Source organism: Sorangium sp. So ce1036 (assembly GCF_051369805.1).
GTDB classification, from domain to species: Bacteria; Myxococcota_A; Polyangia; order Polyangiales; family Polyangiaceae; genus Sorangium; species Sorangium cellulosum_F.
Genome location: NZ_JBBMOX010000001.1, coordinates 8,154,604 through 8,170,543, shown reverse-complemented (window position 1 = coordinate 8,170,543; position 15,940 = coordinate 8,154,604). Strand labels below are relative to the sequence as shown.

At 73.1% G+C, this 15,940-nt stretch carries 14 protein-coding genes; 8 read left to right on the top strand and 6 right to left on the bottom strand.

What is annotated here, in order from left to right; genetic code table 11:
* Nucleotides 1-143: 143 nt before the first annotated feature.
* From WMF31_RS30690 to WMF31_RS30680, 3 genes are all read left to right on the top strand, one after another.
* Entirely contained in the window at nt 144-914 is a 771-nt protein-coding gene (locus WMF31_RS30690; protein ID WP_436605352.1) for a DUF3943 domain-containing protein, read from the top strand.
* Between the two features lie 10 nt (nt 915-924).
* The gene (locus WMF31_RS30685) at nt 925-1,467 is read left to right on the top strand and encodes a YkgJ family cysteine cluster protein (RefSeq protein ID WP_436605351.1); all 543 of its coding nucleotides are present in this window, start codon (nt 925-927) and stop codon (nt 1,465-1,467) included.
* Nucleotides 1,468-1,868: 401 nt separating this feature from the next.
* On the top strand, nt 1,869-3,014 hold the full coding sequence (locus WMF31_RS30680; RefSeq protein WP_436605350.1) for a substrate-binding domain-containing protein: 1,146 nt from the start codon (nt 1,869-1,871) through the stop codon (nt 3,012-3,014).
* A 48-nt stretch (nt 3,015-3,062) separates the two neighbouring features.
* On the opposite strand, the gene WMF31_RS30675 is transcribed toward WMF31_RS30680, so the two are convergent.
* A complete protein-coding gene (locus WMF31_RS30675; protein ID WP_436605349.1) occupies nt 3,063-4,958 on the bottom strand; it encodes a hypothetical protein in 1,896 nt (631 codons plus the stop codon).
* Nucleotides 4,959-5,380: 422 nt separating this feature from the next.
* On the opposite strand from WMF31_RS30675, the gene WMF31_RS30670 reads away from it, so the two are divergent.
* Entirely contained in the window at nt 5,381-6,742 is a 1,362-nt protein-coding gene (locus WMF31_RS30670; RefSeq protein ID WP_436606621.1) for a DNA topoisomerase IB, read from the top strand.
* Nucleotides 6,724-7,335, top strand: a complete 612-nt coding sequence (locus WMF31_RS30665) for a hypothetical protein (protein WP_436605348.1) — start codon at nt 6,724-6,726, stop codon at nt 7,333-7,335. The genes WMF31_RS30670 and WMF31_RS30665 overlap by 19 nt, the downstream gene beginning before the upstream one ends.
* Before the next feature lie 48 nt (nt 7,336-7,383).
* Here WMF31_RS30665 and WMF31_RS30660 read toward each other — a convergent pair whose 3' ends face one another.
* The 5 genes from WMF31_RS30660 to WMF31_RS30640 all read right to left on the bottom strand — a co-directional run bounded on the left by WMF31_RS30660 (nt 7,384) and on the right by WMF31_RS30640 (nt 11,561).
* Nucleotides 7,384-8,550: an acyl-CoA dehydrogenase gene (locus WMF31_RS30660; protein WP_436605347.1), complete on the bottom strand. Its 1,167-nt coding sequence runs from the start codon at nt 8,548-8,550 to the stop codon at nt 7,384-7,386.
* A gap of 116 nt (nt 8,551-8,666) precedes the next feature.
* Nucleotides 8,667-9,770, bottom strand: coding sequence for a class I SAM-dependent methyltransferase (locus tag WMF31_RS30655; RefSeq protein ID WP_436605346.1), 1,104 nt, complete (start codon nt 9,768-9,770; stop codon nt 8,667-8,669).
* A 62-nt stretch (nt 9,771-9,832) separates the two neighbouring features.
* Entirely contained in the window at nt 9,833-10,036 is a 204-nt protein-coding gene (locus WMF31_RS30650; RefSeq protein ID WP_436605345.1) for a hypothetical protein, read from the bottom strand.
* A gap of 27 nt (nt 10,037-10,063) precedes the next feature.
* Nucleotides 10,064-11,272 (bottom strand): iron-containing alcohol dehydrogenase, encoded by a 1,209-nt coding sequence (locus WMF31_RS30645; protein ID WP_436605344.1) that lies wholly within the window; start codon nt 11,270-11,272, stop codon nt 10,064-10,066.
* Entirely contained in the window at nt 11,244-11,561 is a 318-nt protein-coding gene (locus tag WMF31_RS30640; protein WP_436605343.1) for a putative quinol monooxygenase, read from the bottom strand. The genes WMF31_RS30645 and WMF31_RS30640 overlap by 29 nt, the downstream gene beginning before the upstream one ends.
* A 351-nt stretch (nt 11,562-11,912) precedes the next feature.
* Between WMF31_RS30640 and WMF31_RS30635 the strand changes: the two genes are divergently transcribed.
* The 3 genes from WMF31_RS30635 (at nt 11,913) to WMF31_RS30625 (ending at nt 15,833) form a co-directional block, all read left to right on the top strand.
* On the top strand, nt 11,913-13,109 hold the full coding sequence (locus tag WMF31_RS30635) for a hypothetical protein (RefSeq protein WP_436605342.1): 1,197 nt from the start codon (nt 11,913-11,915) through the stop codon (nt 13,107-13,109).
* Nucleotides 13,109-13,804, top strand: a complete 696-nt coding sequence (locus WMF31_RS30630) for a hypothetical protein (protein ID WP_436605341.1) — start codon at nt 13,109-13,111, stop codon at nt 13,802-13,804. Before WMF31_RS30635 ends, WMF31_RS30630 begins: the two co-directional genes overlap by 1 nt.
* Nucleotides 13,805-13,901: 97 nt before the next feature.
* Nucleotides 13,902-15,833, top strand: coding sequence for an ATP-binding protein (locus tag WMF31_RS30625; RefSeq protein ID WP_436605340.1), 1,932 nt, complete (start codon nt 13,902-13,904; stop codon nt 15,831-15,833).
* Nucleotides 15,834-15,940: the final 107 nt, after the last annotated feature.

Here is a 15,940-nt window from a genome sequence, read left to right as displayed (position 1 = left end):
ACGCGCGGAGCGCGCGGCGGATGCCACGGCGAAAAGTCGGTCGCCACCGAGCCCCTGTGCTGTATCTCGTGGGCCTGCGCGCCGGACGAGGCCGGAGGCTCCTGCCCCTCGCCGCGCCGGGCGCGCGCCGAGCCCGCTCTCCGATGGATCCGATCCGCCCGTGCACCGCCGCAGCCCTCGCCGTCCTGTCCGCCGCGTGCGCCGGTCCAGCCAGGACCGCGCTGCCGGCCGACTCGGCCCCTTCGCCGGCCGACTCGACCCTTCCCCCTCCCGACTCGCCCCCTCCGCCGGCGGACTCGGCCCCTCCGCCGGCCGACGCGCCCGCCCCCCCGGGGCGCCCCGCGGGAGCGCATGTCGCCGGGCCGCTCCCGCCCGCCGCGCCGGGGAGCGCCGGGCCGTCGTGGGCGCCGCCGATCCTGCACTCGCTCGCCGTGTTCACCGTCACCCGCAGCGTGGAGGCGGTGCTGTGGCCCGAGCCGTTCGCCGATCTCCGCCTGGAGCGCTGGGCCCATCACTACGGCGAGGCGGTCACGAAGCCGCCGCTCTTCGACGCCTCGCAGCCCGCCTTCCAGTGGGATCACGACCCGTGGCCGATCAACGTCGTCGGCCACGGCCTGCTCGGGAGCGAGATCTACTTCCGTGCCCGGGTGTGCCGCTTCAGCGCCCCGGCGGCCCTGGCCTTCGCCGTCGCCGGCACCCACCTCTGGGAGTACGGCTACGAGGCCAACGGCGTCCGCCCCTCGGCTCTGGATCTCGTCTACACGCCGCTCGCCGGGGTGCTCCTGGGCGAGCTCCGCCTCGCTGCCTTCCGCGCGGCGGAGGGCATGGGGAGCGCTCCTGCGCGCCTGCTCGTGCGCGCGCTCGTCGATCCGCTCGGCGAGATCGAGCGGGGCATCGGGGTCTCCGGCTGCTAGAACGCGGCGCATGGATCGCCCGCCGGCCGAGCGCCTCCGCGAGCTCTTCGCCAGGGTCGACGCGTTCTTCGCGGGCGCGAGCGCCCGCCACGGCGCGCGCATGGCGTGCCGCACGGGGTGCAGCGACTGCTGCCGGCGGCGGTTCTCCGTGACCTCGATCGAGGCCGACGCCCTCCGCGAGGCGGTCGCGGCGCTCCCGGAGGGCGAGCGCGCGGCGCTCGCGGCGCGCGCGCGGGCGGGCGACCCCGGCGTGTGCCCGGCGCTCGACGGCGACGGGAGGTGCGCCGTCTACGCCGCCCGGCCGCTCATCTGCCGGACGCACGGCCTGCCCATCCGCTTCGCGCCCGCCGGCGAGCGCGCGCTGCCCGTCATCGACGCCTGCCCGAAGAACTTCGTGGGCGAGGACCTCCGGGCCCTCGACGCGGCGTCGGTGCTCGACCAGACGACGCTCTCGACGGTGCTGGCCGCCCTCGACATGGCGCATGCCGACGCGGCGGGCCGGCCGCGCGGGCAGCGGGTCGCCCTCGCCGCGGTGCTCGCGGGCGAGGGCTGACGCGCGCGGCGCTCGTCCGCCGGAGCCCGCCCCGGCAGCGATCGCGGCCTCCGAGCGTCGAACTCCGATCCTTGTGGTCCGCGTCGCATCGCGGCGCGCATCTCCCCTCCAGCTCACAACCCAGCCCACTTTGTTAACACTCATGCCGTCTTGACAGGGTGGTCATCGACGGGATGTCATGGTTCAACGCCTGGTATGTATCCTGGGATGACCGCTGCTTCACATCGCCTGAGCGAACCCGCGTGGGGTCCGTTCATCGCGGTCACCCCGTGGTCAAGGCCCGAGAGGCGGTCGGCTGCCCGCCCCCGTCCCGTGCGACGCACGGCGACGATCTCGCTGCGACCTCGAGCCTCACGCAGGGGACCGCGCGACCGAACGAGCCACGGAAGAGGAGGGATCTCATGACGATGCCTGGACGACGCTGGGGAGCGGCCTTCGGGCTCGCGCTGATGATGACGACGGCGTGCGGGACGAGCGATACCGTCGACGCGGGCCGGGAGGCCACGGCCATCCGGCGGACGCCGACGCCGGACAACGAGTTCACCCCGAGGGAGCTCGAGGCGACGATCGACGACCTGATCGCCGAGATCAACAAGGGGTCGATCGAGCCCATGCAGATGGCGGTCCTGTTGAAGGAGCTCTACGGCTTCTTCGAGCCGATCGCCACGGGCGCGAACCGGGCCATGGGCGAGCTCGAGGTCACGGGGAACGTGCTCGGGCTCAACAACCGGTCGGGCGACGTCCTGGAATCGAGGAAGATGCAGAATCAACAGATCGAACAGATGGTGGCGGACGGCGCCGAAGCGATCGGCGTCTCGCCCGTCAGCGAGGACGACGCGGCCGTCGCCGTCATCAACGAGGCCGTCGCGAAGGGGGTCCACGTGGTGACGCTCGACTCCGACCTGCCGGCCTCGAACCGCGCGCTCTACGTCGGGACCCTCAACGAGGCTGCCGGCGCCACGGCGGCGGAGACCCTGCTCCCGATGCTCCCCCCGGGGCCGGGCACGGTGATGATCCACGGCAACGTCGGACCGGAGTGGCGCGATGGATACGATCGGACGCAGGGGGCCAAGGCGGTGCTCGAGGAGGCCGGTTACACGGCCCTGGTGACCCAGGTCATGTTCGTCGGCGACAGCGACGCCTTCGACGTCGACTGGATGAAGTCCCAGATCGAGACCGCGGACCCGCCCGTCGTGGGCATGCTCGGCCTGTTCAACCTCTCGTACCGGTGCGTGATGGCCGCGGACGCCGCGGGCAAGCCCGATCTCCCCATCGTCGCGTTCGACTTCGATCCGAAGACCGTCGACTACATGCGACAGGGGCGCATCCAGGCGACGCACACGCAGCGGCAGTACTACGAGGGGTACCTCGTGCCCTACATCCTCTACGGCATCAAGACCATCGGCCTCGACGCGACGAGGGAGATCCTCTCTCCGCTGATGGACGAGGGCGACCTGGAGCGCGTCAACATCGGCATCGACGTCATCCCGGCGGACAAGATTGACGCCTACAACGCCTTCCTCGACACGATCGGCGCGATTCAGTAGCGGCGCCGGGGGCCGGGCAGCGCGCCGAGGCCTGCCCCCGTGCCTCGCTCACTTGCCGAGCGCGGCCATCTTCTCGTTCACCCAGTCGTCTCCCACGAGCGGGTGCACGCCGGCCCCGTCCTCCGCGAGATCGATCCCCACGGAGAGCGGCCCGCTCTTCACGAGGAACGCCCCCCGCGCCTCGCGCCCGTCGGATTTCGTGAGCCGCCCGCGGAGCGCGAGATTGTCCCCCTGCGCCTCAAGCAGCCTGAAATCCACGTCGCTCGCCTCCCGCCGGACCGTCGCTGACGCCTTGAGCCCCTCCATCGTCAAGAGGCCCGCCGCCCACCCGGGGAGGGCGTCCTCGGCGTCGAGCAGCGCCACGGCGGGCCGCGCGTCCTTGCACTCGAGCCGTATCGCGGCCTCCAGCAGCCCTCGCGCCACCCTGGCCTCGTCGATGTCGATGCGCGCCCACCAGCCGGGCCACGCCTCGCCCCCGTGCTCGACCGCGAGGTCCTCGATCTCGATACGGCTCTTCCGGACGCGGGCCGACGGGCTCCAGACGTCGGCGGCGTCGAGCGCGAGGCGCGCCGCCGCGTCGCCCTTCACGCGGGTCTCCTTCCACCGGAGGGCGCCGTCCTCCAGCCGCAGGCTCAGCGCGCCCGTCGCGCGCCCTCGCCGGTCGACGTCGACGCTGGCCCGCAGGGACGCGGCGCCGCCCGTGAACCTCGGCGCCTCCGGATCGGGGCTGTCCCCGTTGAGCCAGCGCAGATCCGGGATCGCCGCGGCGACGACCTCCGCCCTCGACGCGAACGCCGGCGGGAGCCGCAGCAGGTGGAGCTCCGGCGCGTCGAGGACCGCGCTCGCCCCCTCCACCACGACGCGCGGCAGCCCCTCCCCGGGGCGCGCGAGCGCGGCGCGGGGCACGCGGAGCGCGAGGCGCGCCTCCCCGCGCGCGCCGACGCGGACGTCCACCTCGCCCTCGACGGTCGCCCGGAGCGCCGGGGCGCCGAGCGCGAGGTGGCGCGTCGCGTACGAGAGCGCGCTCCCCGGCTCGACGCGCCCCTTGTTCACGACGAGGCGCGCCCGGAGCTCCCCGCTCCCGTCCTCGAGCCGCGGCCCGGCGCCCTCGCCCGCGTAGAAATGGACGACATCGAGCCCCGGGAGCTGCGCGTCCACGCGGACGCGCGCGGAGGTGCTCTCGAGGATGTCGAGCCCCTCGATGTCCCGTGGATCGAACGTCGTCATCGTCACGTCGGCGCCGCCGTCGAGCCGCGCGATCACGCGATCGGCGAGGTGGACCTCGCCCTCCCGGAGCTCCAGCGCGACCGGACCGACGCGGACCTCGCGGAGCGGCTTGTAATAGAACCCGCCCCGCACGCGTCCTCCGCCGGCGTACCGGATCTGCTGGATCCAGATCTCCTCGAGCGTCGTGTCCACGCCCTCGAGGTGCACCGTCCAGAGGTCGTAGCCCTCGTCCGAGCGCTCGAGATCCCGCTCCGGGGGCAGCGCCGGCTTGAGCGGTGGATTCGTGAACTCCGGGATGGGCGGCAGCGCCTGGATGTGCGGGGCCTCCAGATCGCGCTCGTTCGTCGGATCCACGAGCAGCCGCACCCGGAACACGAAGCCCCGGGCGCGGATGTCCTCCGCGTAGAACTTCCGGCGGAGGAGCTCCGTGAGGTGGATATCGGCGTCCACCTCGTCGAGCTCCACCGCCCATTGCAGCGTGCTGTCCGAGCCGCTGAGCCGGAATTCCTTGGCATGCACGACCCCTGGCCAGAGGCTCCACGCCGAGCCGTAGTACAGCGTCGCATCGACCGGGTCGTAGCTGACGAGCCTCGCCACGAGGCCCGCGCTCAGCAGGACGTTCACGACCACGACGTAGCCGATCCAGAGCGCGACCGGCGCGATCCCCAGCACCTTGAGCGCCTTGAGGGCGCCTCGGCCGGGCCACCTCCGAGGCACAGGCGGTGACTCCAGCGCTCCCGGTGCATGCATGATCGTCGTCGATGGCACGTGTCATGCCGAGGCCGCCCGGAGGCCGCGAGCGGGCCTGTCGCGCGGCGCGCAGGGCGAGCGCCGTGGCGAACTGCCCCGTTTGTGGCGAACGTCGCCAGGCGCGCGGCGCGACGCACGCGCGAGCTCGTCCTGGATTTCCCGGGAGATCTGCCGCGCCCGCGCGCGGTGTCCTCGCGGCAAGGCGGGGCACCATGCTTGCTTGCGGGCTCTGCTTCGTCGGGGCAGTCGGCCGCTGGCTCCCGCTGGATCCAGCCCTGCAGCGCCCGCCCGAGGTCATCATGAAGCACACGGTCCACCACGATCTGAACGACGATGCGGCGAGGAGGGCCGTTCCGCGGGCGCTTCAGCGATACGCGATGGGGCCTGTCATGCCGAGCGAGAGCGCCACCCCCCGATCCAGGCGTCGCGTGCGGCGCGCCCCGCGCGGTGAGCGGCGCTCCTCTGCGGTCGTCGTCCGGCGGCGCCGCGTCGACCTGTCGGTCGAGTCGGTCACGTCGGTCGAGCTCGCCCCCGGGCCGGGCGCCGGGGACGTGGCCTCGGCGCTCACCCCATCTCCTTTCGAGTCCGCCAGGTCGGCCGGCCTCCGGTACGTGAACGACGGCGAGCCTGGCATCACCCGGCGCAAGGCGGGCAAGGGCTTCAGGTACCTCGACCCCGAGGGGCGCGCCGTCACGGACGAGGGGACCCTCGCGCGCATTCGCCGCCTGGCCATCCCGCCGGCGTGGACGGGGGTGTGGATCTGCCGGAGCGAGCGCGGGCACATCCAGGCCACGGGCCGGGACGCGCGCGGCAGGAAGCAGTACCGGTATCACCCGCGCTGGCGCGAGGTCCGGGACGAGACCAAGTACGATCGCATGCTCGCGTTCGGCGCGGCGCTCCCGGCGATCCGCGCGGCGACCGAGCGCGATCTCGCGCTCCCGGGGCTGCCCCGCGAGAAGGTGCTGGCCACCGTGGTGCGCCTGCTCGACGAGACCTCGATCCGCATCGGGAACGACGAGTACGCGCGCGACAACGACTCCTACGGTCTGACCACGCTGCACGACGAGCACGTGGAGATCGAGGGGGATCGCATCCGCTTCCATTTCAGGGGCAAGAGCGGCAAGGAGCACGAGCTCACGGTGCGGGATCGTCGGCTCGCGCGCGTCGTGAAGCGGTGCCAGGACGTGCCGGGTCACGAGCTGTTCCAGTACATCGACGACAGCGGCGAGCGGCAGCGGATCCACTCGGACGACGTGAACGAGTACCTCCGCGCGATCGCGGGTCAGGAGTTCACGGCGAAGGATTTCCGCACCTGGACCGGCACGGTGCTGTGCGCGTCGTTCCTGTGCGAGGTGGAGATCGAGCGCTCGGTCACCCGCGTGAAGAAGCGCGTCGCGCAGGTGATCGACAGGGTGTCTGCCCGCCTGGGCAACACGCGCGCGGTCTGCCAGCGCTGTTATATCCATCCTGCGGTGATCCGCGCCTACACGGAGGGCGCGCTGCACGCCCTGATCGCGGCGGAGCAGGCCGCCGAGGACGCGGCGCTCGCGGCGCTCCGGCCCGAGGAGGCCAGGATGCTCCGGATCGTGCGCGGCTTCAGCGAGCGCGAGGCCGCGCCGCTCGCGGGCCAGCTCCGCGAGAGCGTGCGCGCGGCCGCGCCGCGGCGCGGCGGCGAGCGCGTGCCGGCGCGGCGACGCGGTGCGCGGGGGCAGGCTCGGCCAGGGAGATCGTCATGGCAGACCGTCGGCTGATCAGCGAGGTGGTGCGGACGCGCGTGGCGGCGGAGGACGCGGTGCTGCGGATCATGGACCGCGGCCACCCGCGGGCCGATCTCTGCGTGATCGTGAGCGAGGCGGCCCGGCGGCGGCGCTTCGCGCCCTCGCGCGTGCACGGCGCGGCCGTGAGCGGTCACGCGCTCGACGCGATCCTCGCCTCGGCGGGCGCCGGCGTGGTCGCCCCCGGCCTGCGGCTCTCGGTGGCCGGCCCCATCGCGGCGCGGCTCGCGGACGCGAGCTCGGGGGCCGCCTCGTTCACCCTGACCAGCCTCCTCGTGAGCGCGGGAGTCCCGGCGCACCGCGCGCGCGCCCACGAGGCCGCCCTGAAGGAAGGCGGGATGTTCCTCGGCGTGCACGCGCGCGACGCCGCGGACGCCGCGGCGCTCGGCGCCATCCTGCGCGACGCCGGCGGCGGTCAGCCCCGCAGCATGGACCGGGGATCGCGCGTGTTCGACGGCCTCGGGGAGGGCGCGGCGGGCCTCGCCGAGCGAGCGGGACGGGCGGACAGGACGTCGAGTGAGATGGAAGAGGGGCTGCCCAGCTCGACCCGGGCGATGGTCTGTCCCTGAGGCGCGATGTCGCGCGCGTCGCTGCGCCCCCGCCGCCGGGGGAGCGGCTCACCCCGTCACGTCGTACTCCGCCTGGACCAGCTTCGCGATCGTCGAGAGCTGCATGTTCGACGTGCCCTCGTAGATCTTCCCGATCTTCGCGTCGCGGTAGAGCTTCTCCACCGGATATTCCTTGGTGAAGCCGACGCCGCCCATGAACTCGACGCAGAGCGACGCGGTCCGCTCGGCCACCTCGGACGCGAACAGCTTCGCCATCGCCGCCTCCTTCACGAACGGCAGGCCCGCGTCCTTCCGCCGCGCCGCGTTGTAGACGAGCAGGCGCGCGGCCTCGATCTCCATCGCCACGCGCGCGTACTGGTATTGCACGCCCTGGAAGCTCGCGATCGTCTGGCCGAACTGCTTCCGTTCGCCCATGTAGCGCATCGCGTGCTCGAACGCCCCGGCCGCGAGGCCCAGCATCTGCGCTCCGATGCCGATGCGGCCCTCGTTCAGCGTCTCGATCGCGATCTTGTACCCCTTGCCGACCTCGCCGAGCACGTTGCCCGCCGGCACCTCGCAGTCCTCCAGGACGAGCTCGCACGTGCTGGAGGCGCGGATCCCGAGCTTGTTCTCCTTCTTGCCGACCGAGAACCCGGGGAACGAGCGCTCGACCACGAACGCCGTGATGCCCTTGTAGCCCTTCGACGGGTCGACGCTGGCGAACACCAGGAACACCGAGCTCTCGTTCGCGTTCGTGATCCACAGCTTTCGGCCGTTCAGGATCCAGCGGTCGCCGCGGCGCTCCGCCCGCGCCGCGAGCGCGAAGGCGTCCGAGCCGGAGCCCGCCTCGCTCAGCGCATACGAGCCGACCCACTCCCGGCCGAGCCGCGGCAGGTATTGCTCCTTCTGCGCGTCCGTCCCCCAGCGGAGGAACGCGTTCGCCACCAGCGTGTTCTGCACGTCGACGAGCACGCTGACGCTCGGGTCGGCCACGGCGAGCGCCTCGATCGCCAGGATCGCGCTGAAGAAGCTCGCGCCAGAGCCCCCGTACGCCTCCGGGATCTCGATGCCCATGAGGCCGAGCTCGAACAGCGAGGGGAGGAGATCGCGGTCGAGCGCGCCCTGTTCGTCCATCGCGGCCGCGCGCGGCGCGACACGCTTCCTCGCGAAATCGAGCACCGAGTCGCGGAAGAGGCGCTCCTCGTCGGATAGCTGGGTGAGCGGGGGGTGAGACACGGCGGTTTCTCCTTGTGAGCTCATGGCGCGGCGCGCCGTCGGGCCGCCACTATGCTACCCGAAGGCCGCGGGCGAAAGCCTTTCCGTCGCCCACCCGGCGGCCGCCGCGAGCGGCCTCAGCCGGCGCGCCGCCCAGGCGCGGCCGCGTCGCGCTTGCGGCACCGGAGCAGCGTGTGGGCGAGGCCGAGCTGGTCGCGCTCCGCCTCGACGATGAGCCCCGCCTCCTCGATGCAGCGCTTGATGTCCGCGGCGCTGTACATGCGGCTGTTCCCGTTGGCGAGGCACGTGAAATACAGGGAAGACCCGTGCAGGCAGTGGACCGCGACCCCGTTCGTCTGCCGATCCCAGAACGTGTCGAGGATCCAGAGCACCGCGTCGTCCGCCATGGCGGCGTGGGCCCGCCGGAGGATCTGCAGGATGTCCGCCTCGGAGAAGCACACGAGGAACTGGCTCATCCAGAGCGCGTCGTAGCCTGTCGGGAACGCCTGGGTGTGATCCAGGATGTCGATGGGCGTGCCCGTGATCCGGCCGAGCAGGCCGTGCCGCGTGACGTTCTCGCGGGCGTCCTCGAGCTGGCCGGGCAGGTCCAGGAGGGTGACGTGCACGTCGGGGTCGTGCGCGCAGCACTGGATGGCCCACCGCCCGGTGTTGCCCCCGATGTCGAGGAGCCGCCTCGGCCTCCGCTCGAACACGAGCGGCAGCGCCACGGGAAAGGCCGAGTCGGAGTAGAGGTGATCGAACGCGAACCAGCTCTCTCTCACCTTCGGCGGGAGCGTGGCCAGCGCCTCGTACACGGTGGGCCACTCGCCGAAGACCTTGAGCCCCGCCGGCTTGCCGCCCTCGATCGCCTCGTCGAGGAAGCGCATGCCCTCGTAGCAGACGTCATGGATGAAATCCATGTTGATGCGGGTCATCCTGTCGTTCTCGATGATGAGCCCCGTCCTCGTGATCCGGTATTGCTCGCGGCCCTCGCCCGCGTGCTCCACCAGGCCGAAGCTCAGGCTCGCCTCCAGCAACGTCTTCGTCGCGTAGGTCGAGAGGCCGGTGTCGTTCGCCACGTCCGCCGCGGTCTTGCCGTGCCGGCCGGCGCGCTGCAGCGACCTCAGGACACCGCGGTTCCGCATCACCCGCGCCACCTGGAACATGACGGGCGCAAACGCGATGCGCTGGGCGGCGAGCATGGCGTCGAGGGTCGAATTCGGGGCGGGTTCGTTCATCATCGAGCTCCGGTCGTCGTCGTCGGGAATCGGGGAATCGGGGATCGGGACATGAAGCGGGGAAGCTAGCGAGCGCCCTCGCGCTTGAGGAGCAGGGCGAAGCCGCCCAGGCCCGTCAGGAGCGCGCACTCGGACCGCCCCTCGTCGGCGAGGGAGATCCCCATCACGGCGCACAGGAAGCCGAACGCGAGGGTCGATACGCCGAGCCGCCGCTCATCGGTCGGGCGGGCAGGCGGGGAGGGCGGTCTCGTCCGGTAGGGGCTTGCCACCGCGGGATGATACCACCGGCGCCGCGATCACACCGATCGGGCCGCGATCTCGGTGAGCTCGTCGTCGGTCAGCGGCAGCGGGTTCGCCTTCATGCTGCTCGCCGCCCTGGCCTTGGCGACGAGCGCGGGGACGTCGGCCGGGCTCATGCCGTAGCGCCCGAGGCCCGGGATCGCGAGGTCGCGGCAGAGCTCCCGGACCCACGCGATGCCCTCCTCGGCGGAGGCCCCGGCCCGCCCGGTGACGAGCGCCGCGAGCTCGTCGAAGCGCGGCAGGGCGGGGTGAGCCGGGCCACGCGCGCGGAGCGCCCGCAGGTTGACCTCGAGGACCGCCGGCAGGAGCGCGGCGCACACGGCGCCGTGGGGCGCGTCGAACATGCCCCCCACGGGCGCGGCGAAGCCGTGCACGGCGCCGAGGCCCGCGTTCGCCAGGCACAGGCCGCCGAGCAGGCTGGCCACGGCGAGGTCGTCCCGCGCCGGGGCGTCTCCGCCCTCGAGGACGGCGCGGCGGAGCGAGCGCGCCGACCTCCGGATGCCCTCGCGCGCGAGGGCGTCCGTGATCGGGTTGCTGCGGCTCGACAGGAGCGGCTCGATGAGCTGCGAGAGCGCGTCGAGGCCGCTCGAGGCGAGCACCTCGGGCGGCGCGCCCGCGAGCAGATCGGGGTCGATCACCGCGAGGCGCGGCAGCATCAGCGGGCTGCGCAGGCTGGCCTTCACGCGCGCCTCCTTCGAGGCGAGCACCGCGTTGCGCGTCACCTCCGAGCCGGTGCCCGCGGTCGTGGGGATCGCCACGAACGGCGCGGACGGGCGCGTGAGCGCCCCGCCGCGGCCGACGACCTCCAGGTAGTCGAGCGGATCGCCCCCGTTCGCGAGCAGCGCGGCGATCGCCTTGCCGGCGTCGATCGCGCTGCCGCCGCCGAGCGCCACCACGACGTCGCACCGCTCGGCCGCGGCCCGCGCCGCGCCCTCGCGCGCGATCTCCACCGTGGGCTCGCCCGCGACGGCGAAGCGCGCCGCGGAGACGTTCGCCCGCTCGAGCGCCGCGAGGAGCGGCGCGGCGCGGGCGGGGCTCTGCCCGGTGACGACGAGCGCCCGCGTCCCGCCGAGGCCCCGCACGGCCGCGGGCACCTCCGAGAGCTTGCCGGCGCCGAAGAGGATGCGCGTCGCGGTGGCGAACTCGAAGGCGAGCGCCTCACCCGGGGCCGTCACGTCAATACCCCGCGTCGTCCGGGAAGACATTGACGTATTTCCGGCTGGTCCGCGGCTCGGCCATCATGTCGGCCACGGTGTCCCGCCATCGCTGGTAATGCGCCGTTTCCTTGTGCTGGGCCGGAGCGTCCTTGGTCCGGTAGATCTCGACGAGCACGAAGCGCGTGGGATCCTCGGTGTCCTGGACGACGTCGAACCGGGCGATCCCGGGCTCCTTGACGCTCTCGCGCGCGTTCTCGAGCGTCGCCGCGCGGAAGGCGTCGACGAGCTCGGGTTTGACATGCACGTGGACATGCACGACGAACAGGCTGTTGGACATGCCCGGGATCTAGCCCGGATGCGCGGCGTCCGGAACCCGGCTCGTGGCCCGCGCCGGCCCGAGCCCGGGCGTCCGCGTCGTCGCGGCGCGGCGCGGAGCGGAGCGGAGCGCGCCAATGGGCGGGTGCGCCCGGAGGGCTCACCTCCGGGGCCTCTCGCTCCGGCGAGCCCCTTTTGTGGCTCGCCTGCACGAAAGCCCCTCCGGTGAGCCCCCCGGGCGCACCCGCCCACTGGCGCCGTTGCAGCGACCACCCGACTTGGCCCGGCCGGCTCGGGCGTTACGATCCCGGTGAGTCGGCGCGTGGCTCGGCCGGTGTCGAGTCCATGAGCGCCGGCGACGAGGAGGGTCGCTATGGCGGATCCGACCAGGGAGGGCCCGCGCCCCGAGGAAGCGGCGGAGGAGGCGCCGACCATCGCGCTTCGTTCCATCGAGTTCCGATCCGATCACGGTCTCCTGAAGGACTGCAAAGGACAGAGCAGGTGGAAGAACGCGGGAGATCCGTGCCCGGTGCCCGAGTGGACGCCCGAGGCCTCGGCCCCCGTGTCGATCTCGATGGGGAGGAACGTCGTCATCCGGCTCGGCCTCGAGTCGCGCGGCGACGCGCGCGCCGCCGCCCCGCGCGAGATCCGCGCCGCCGGGCCGATGGGGCTGTCGTTCGCGAGCCGGAACCTCGTGGCCGGCGGCGGGCCGCTCGATCTCTCCTCCGCGCGGAAGCTCGAGCGGAAGATCCAGAAGATCGACCTCACCCTGACCTGGTCGGCCTCCGGAGCCGCGATGTCGCCCAGGACGACATCGAACGTCGTGTACGTCACGATGGGCCGGCCCCAGACCGACAGACAGCATGTCTGGCAGGAAGACGGGGTGACCTTGAAACGGATGGACACGGCGGTCTCCTGGATCGGGCGGCTCGACACCCTGGATCCCCACGAGATCGTGAGCGGTCTCCTGTCCAGGTTCCCGACGTACACGCTCAAGCCGAGCCCCAGGGTGCCGCGGGAATACCACCATCCGACGTACCTGAACAACGCGGGGGGCGCCTGGGCGATGACCGAGTACGTCGAGGAGACGGGCGAGTGTCAGGCGATCGTCCGCCTCGTCCGCGCCATGCTGCGCCAGCTCGGGATCCCGGGGCGCACCCGCATGATCGTGGTCTGGGGCGACCCCAACGTGGGCGGCGGGCGGCGGGCGCTGTCGGCCGATCTGGAGGAGAAGCCGTGGGCGGGGCTGGACGTGACGACGACCTCGGGCGGCCGCCTGTGGCGCGCGGCGCTCGTCGACGGCCCGGTCGAGGAGGGGAAGACCTATCCCGCCTCCCACACCCGCATGCCCGACGGGCGCTACAGCCCGGGGCTCAACCGGTACGAGGCGTGCCTGGAGTTCTCGCACGGCGGCCTGACCCGGTACTACGCGGGGGGCGCCGGGGTCTTCGGCGACCTCCAGCAGGTCCTGAGCGTCTTCTGGGGCCTCATCTGGTTCAGCGCGGCGGAGAACGACGGGTACCGTGTCGAGAAGATCGTGGCGGTCTACAGGCCTTTCGGAGGTGCGTGATGAACGCTGAGGGGTGTCTCGAGCAGGACGTCGCCGCGAGGATCACCGCGTGGCTCTCGGCGGTGGGGAGCGTGCCCCCGGACGGCTTCACGCCGGTCGAGCGCGTCGAGGACTTGCCGCCTCAGGCGCGCGCCGACTCGTTCTTCTGGTGCGACTCCATCTTCAGGAGCGAGCTCAACCCGTACAACGAGCGCCTCTCGGCGCGGCACGCGCTCCACGCCGCCACGGACGACACGCCCGATCTGCTGCGGCACGAGTACGCGGCGGGCGGGCTCTCGCTCACCGTGACCGAGGGGCGCAATTTCATCCTCATCCAGGTGGATCGCGCCTGCCTCGATATCCTCTCTCTCGGCGGCCCCGATCGCGTCGCCGCGATGCGGCGGGTGGCCGAGGCGCTGTTCAACCCGGGCGGCGACGCGCTCGAGAACCCGGGCAGGCAGGCCACGCCGGCCCGCGCCGCCCCGGTGGGCTGCCCCCCGCCCGGCGTGACGCCGGTCGTCGAGGAGGGCGCCTCGTTCTCCAGCAACCCGGCGGCGGATCCGGCGCTCCTCGCCTACTGGACAGACCGCACCGAATGCGGCGTGCAGGGGGGACGGCTCTACTTCCTCTGTTACAAAAAATCATCACAGCTCGCCGGGTACGCGAACGCCTCGCAGTGGTTCGACGACTGGCGGTCCGGGCAGGGCGCCGGGTGACGACGGGCTGGACGAAAAAGAACGTTTCGCCAGTATTGCGTCTGCGCGCCGCGCGCGGGATCTTGCGAGGGTGGCGGGAGCACCGGAACCCAGGATCTTGATCTTCCCCGGCGCCGCCGCGGGCGCCGTCCTGGCGCTCGCGGCGGCGCGGGGCTACGTCCCGGTGCCGGCGCGGGATACCGAGGCGGGCCTGGATCTCCTGGCGATCCAGCCGTTCGACGTGGTGGTGCTGGGGGCAGGCGGGCCGCTCGACGAGGCGCTCGCGCTGTGCCGCAGGCTGCGCGCCGCGCCCGGCGGCGACCGCGTGGCCGTGCTCGCGGTCGCCGGGGGCTCCGGCGCCGGCGCGACCGCGGCGCTGCTCGAGGCGGGCGCGACGGTCGTGGCGGCGGCGGACGAGGCGTCGATCGGCATCCAGCTCGACGCGGCGGTGTGGTGGGGGCGGCGGTCCGCCGCGCACGCGGCCGACCGGGCGCCCGCGGAGCGCGCGCTGCTCGAGCGCGCGGCGCGGCCGTTCCGCGGCGCGTTCGCGGAGGTGATCGGCCTGCTCGTCTGGGACGCGGCCGGGAACATCCTCGACGCGAACGACGCCTTCCTCGGCATCACCGGCTACGCGCGCGAGGAGGTCGAGGCCGGGCGCCTGAGCTGGGTGGCGATCACGCCGCCCGAGCACCGGCCCACGGACGAGCGGGCGCTCTCCGAGGTCCTGAAGCACGGCATCTGCGCGCCGTTCGAGAAGGAGTTCCTCCACAGGGACGGGCGGCGCGTGCCCGTCCTCATGGCCCCGGCCTTGGTCGAGGGGGCCCGCGATCGCGGCGTCTGCTTCGTCCTCGACATGACGGCGCGCAAGGCCGCCGAGGACGCGCTCCGCGCGAGCGAGGAGCGCATGCGCCTCGTGGTGCGCGCCACGAGCGACGCGTTCTGGGACTGGGACCTCTCGTCCGGGCGCGTCACCGGCAGCGAGCGGATGCGGAGCTTCTACGGCACGGGCGGCGGCGACATCGAGGAGGACGCGGCGTGGTGGTTCGAGCGGGTGCACCCCGACGACCGCGACCGCGTGATGAACGGGCTGCGGCGCGCGATGGAGGGGCGCGACAGCACGTTCGAGCTCTGGTACCGGTGCGCGCTCGCGGACGGCAGCTACGCCGACGTCCACGATCGGGGCATCATCCTGCGCGACGGGGGCGGCAGGGCGTACCGGATGCTCGGGGCGGTCGCCGACGTCACCGAGCGCCGGCGGATCGAGGCGCGGCTCCTGCTCGCCGACCGCATGGCCTCGCTCGGCACGCTCGCCGCCGGGGTGGCGCACGAGATCAACAACCCCCTCGCGTACATGATCGCGAACCTCGATTACGCGCGGAAGGAGCTCCGGTCGCGGGGGGCTGCCGCGCGGATCGACGCGCTGCTGTCGGCGCTCGACGAGGCCGCGGAGGGCGGGGCGCGCGTCCGGCACATCGTGGGCGGCCTGAAGACGTTCTCGCGCGCCGACGACGGCGCGCTCGGCCCCGTCGAGGTCGACCGCGTGATCCAGCTCGTGCTCCGCATGGCGCAGCGGCAGATCCAGAGCAAGGCGCGGCTCGCGCTGGATCTCGGCCCGGTGCCGCAGGTCCACGCAAACGAGGCCCAGCTCGGCCAGGTGATCCTGAACCTGCTCGTGAACGCCGCCCAGGCGCTGCCGGAGGGGAGGGACGCGGAGAACGAGATCCGGATCGCGACCGCCCTGGAGCCGCCCGGCCGCGTGCGCATCGACGTGAGCGACACCGGCCCTGGGATCGCGCCGGAGCTCCGGAGCCGCATCTTCGACCCGTTCTTCACGACCAAGCCCATCGGGGAGGGGACGGGGCTCGGCCTCGCGATCTGCCACGGCATCGTGTCGAGCTTCCGGGGGGAGATCCGGGTCGAGAGCGAGGTCGGCAAGGGCGCGTGCTTCCGCGTGCTCCTGCCCGTCTGGCCGGCGCAGGCGGGCGCGCACGAGCGCGACGCGCCCCCGGGCGCGGGCCTCGACGACTGCCCCGGCGAGGCGGCGCAGTAGGGCGGGGGAGCGCCGCGCGCCGGCCGTCCGGTGACGGCGGGCGCTTGCGAGGACGGCCGCGCGCGTTCAAGTTGCCTCACCGGCCCGCTGCAACGCCCGATCGGTCA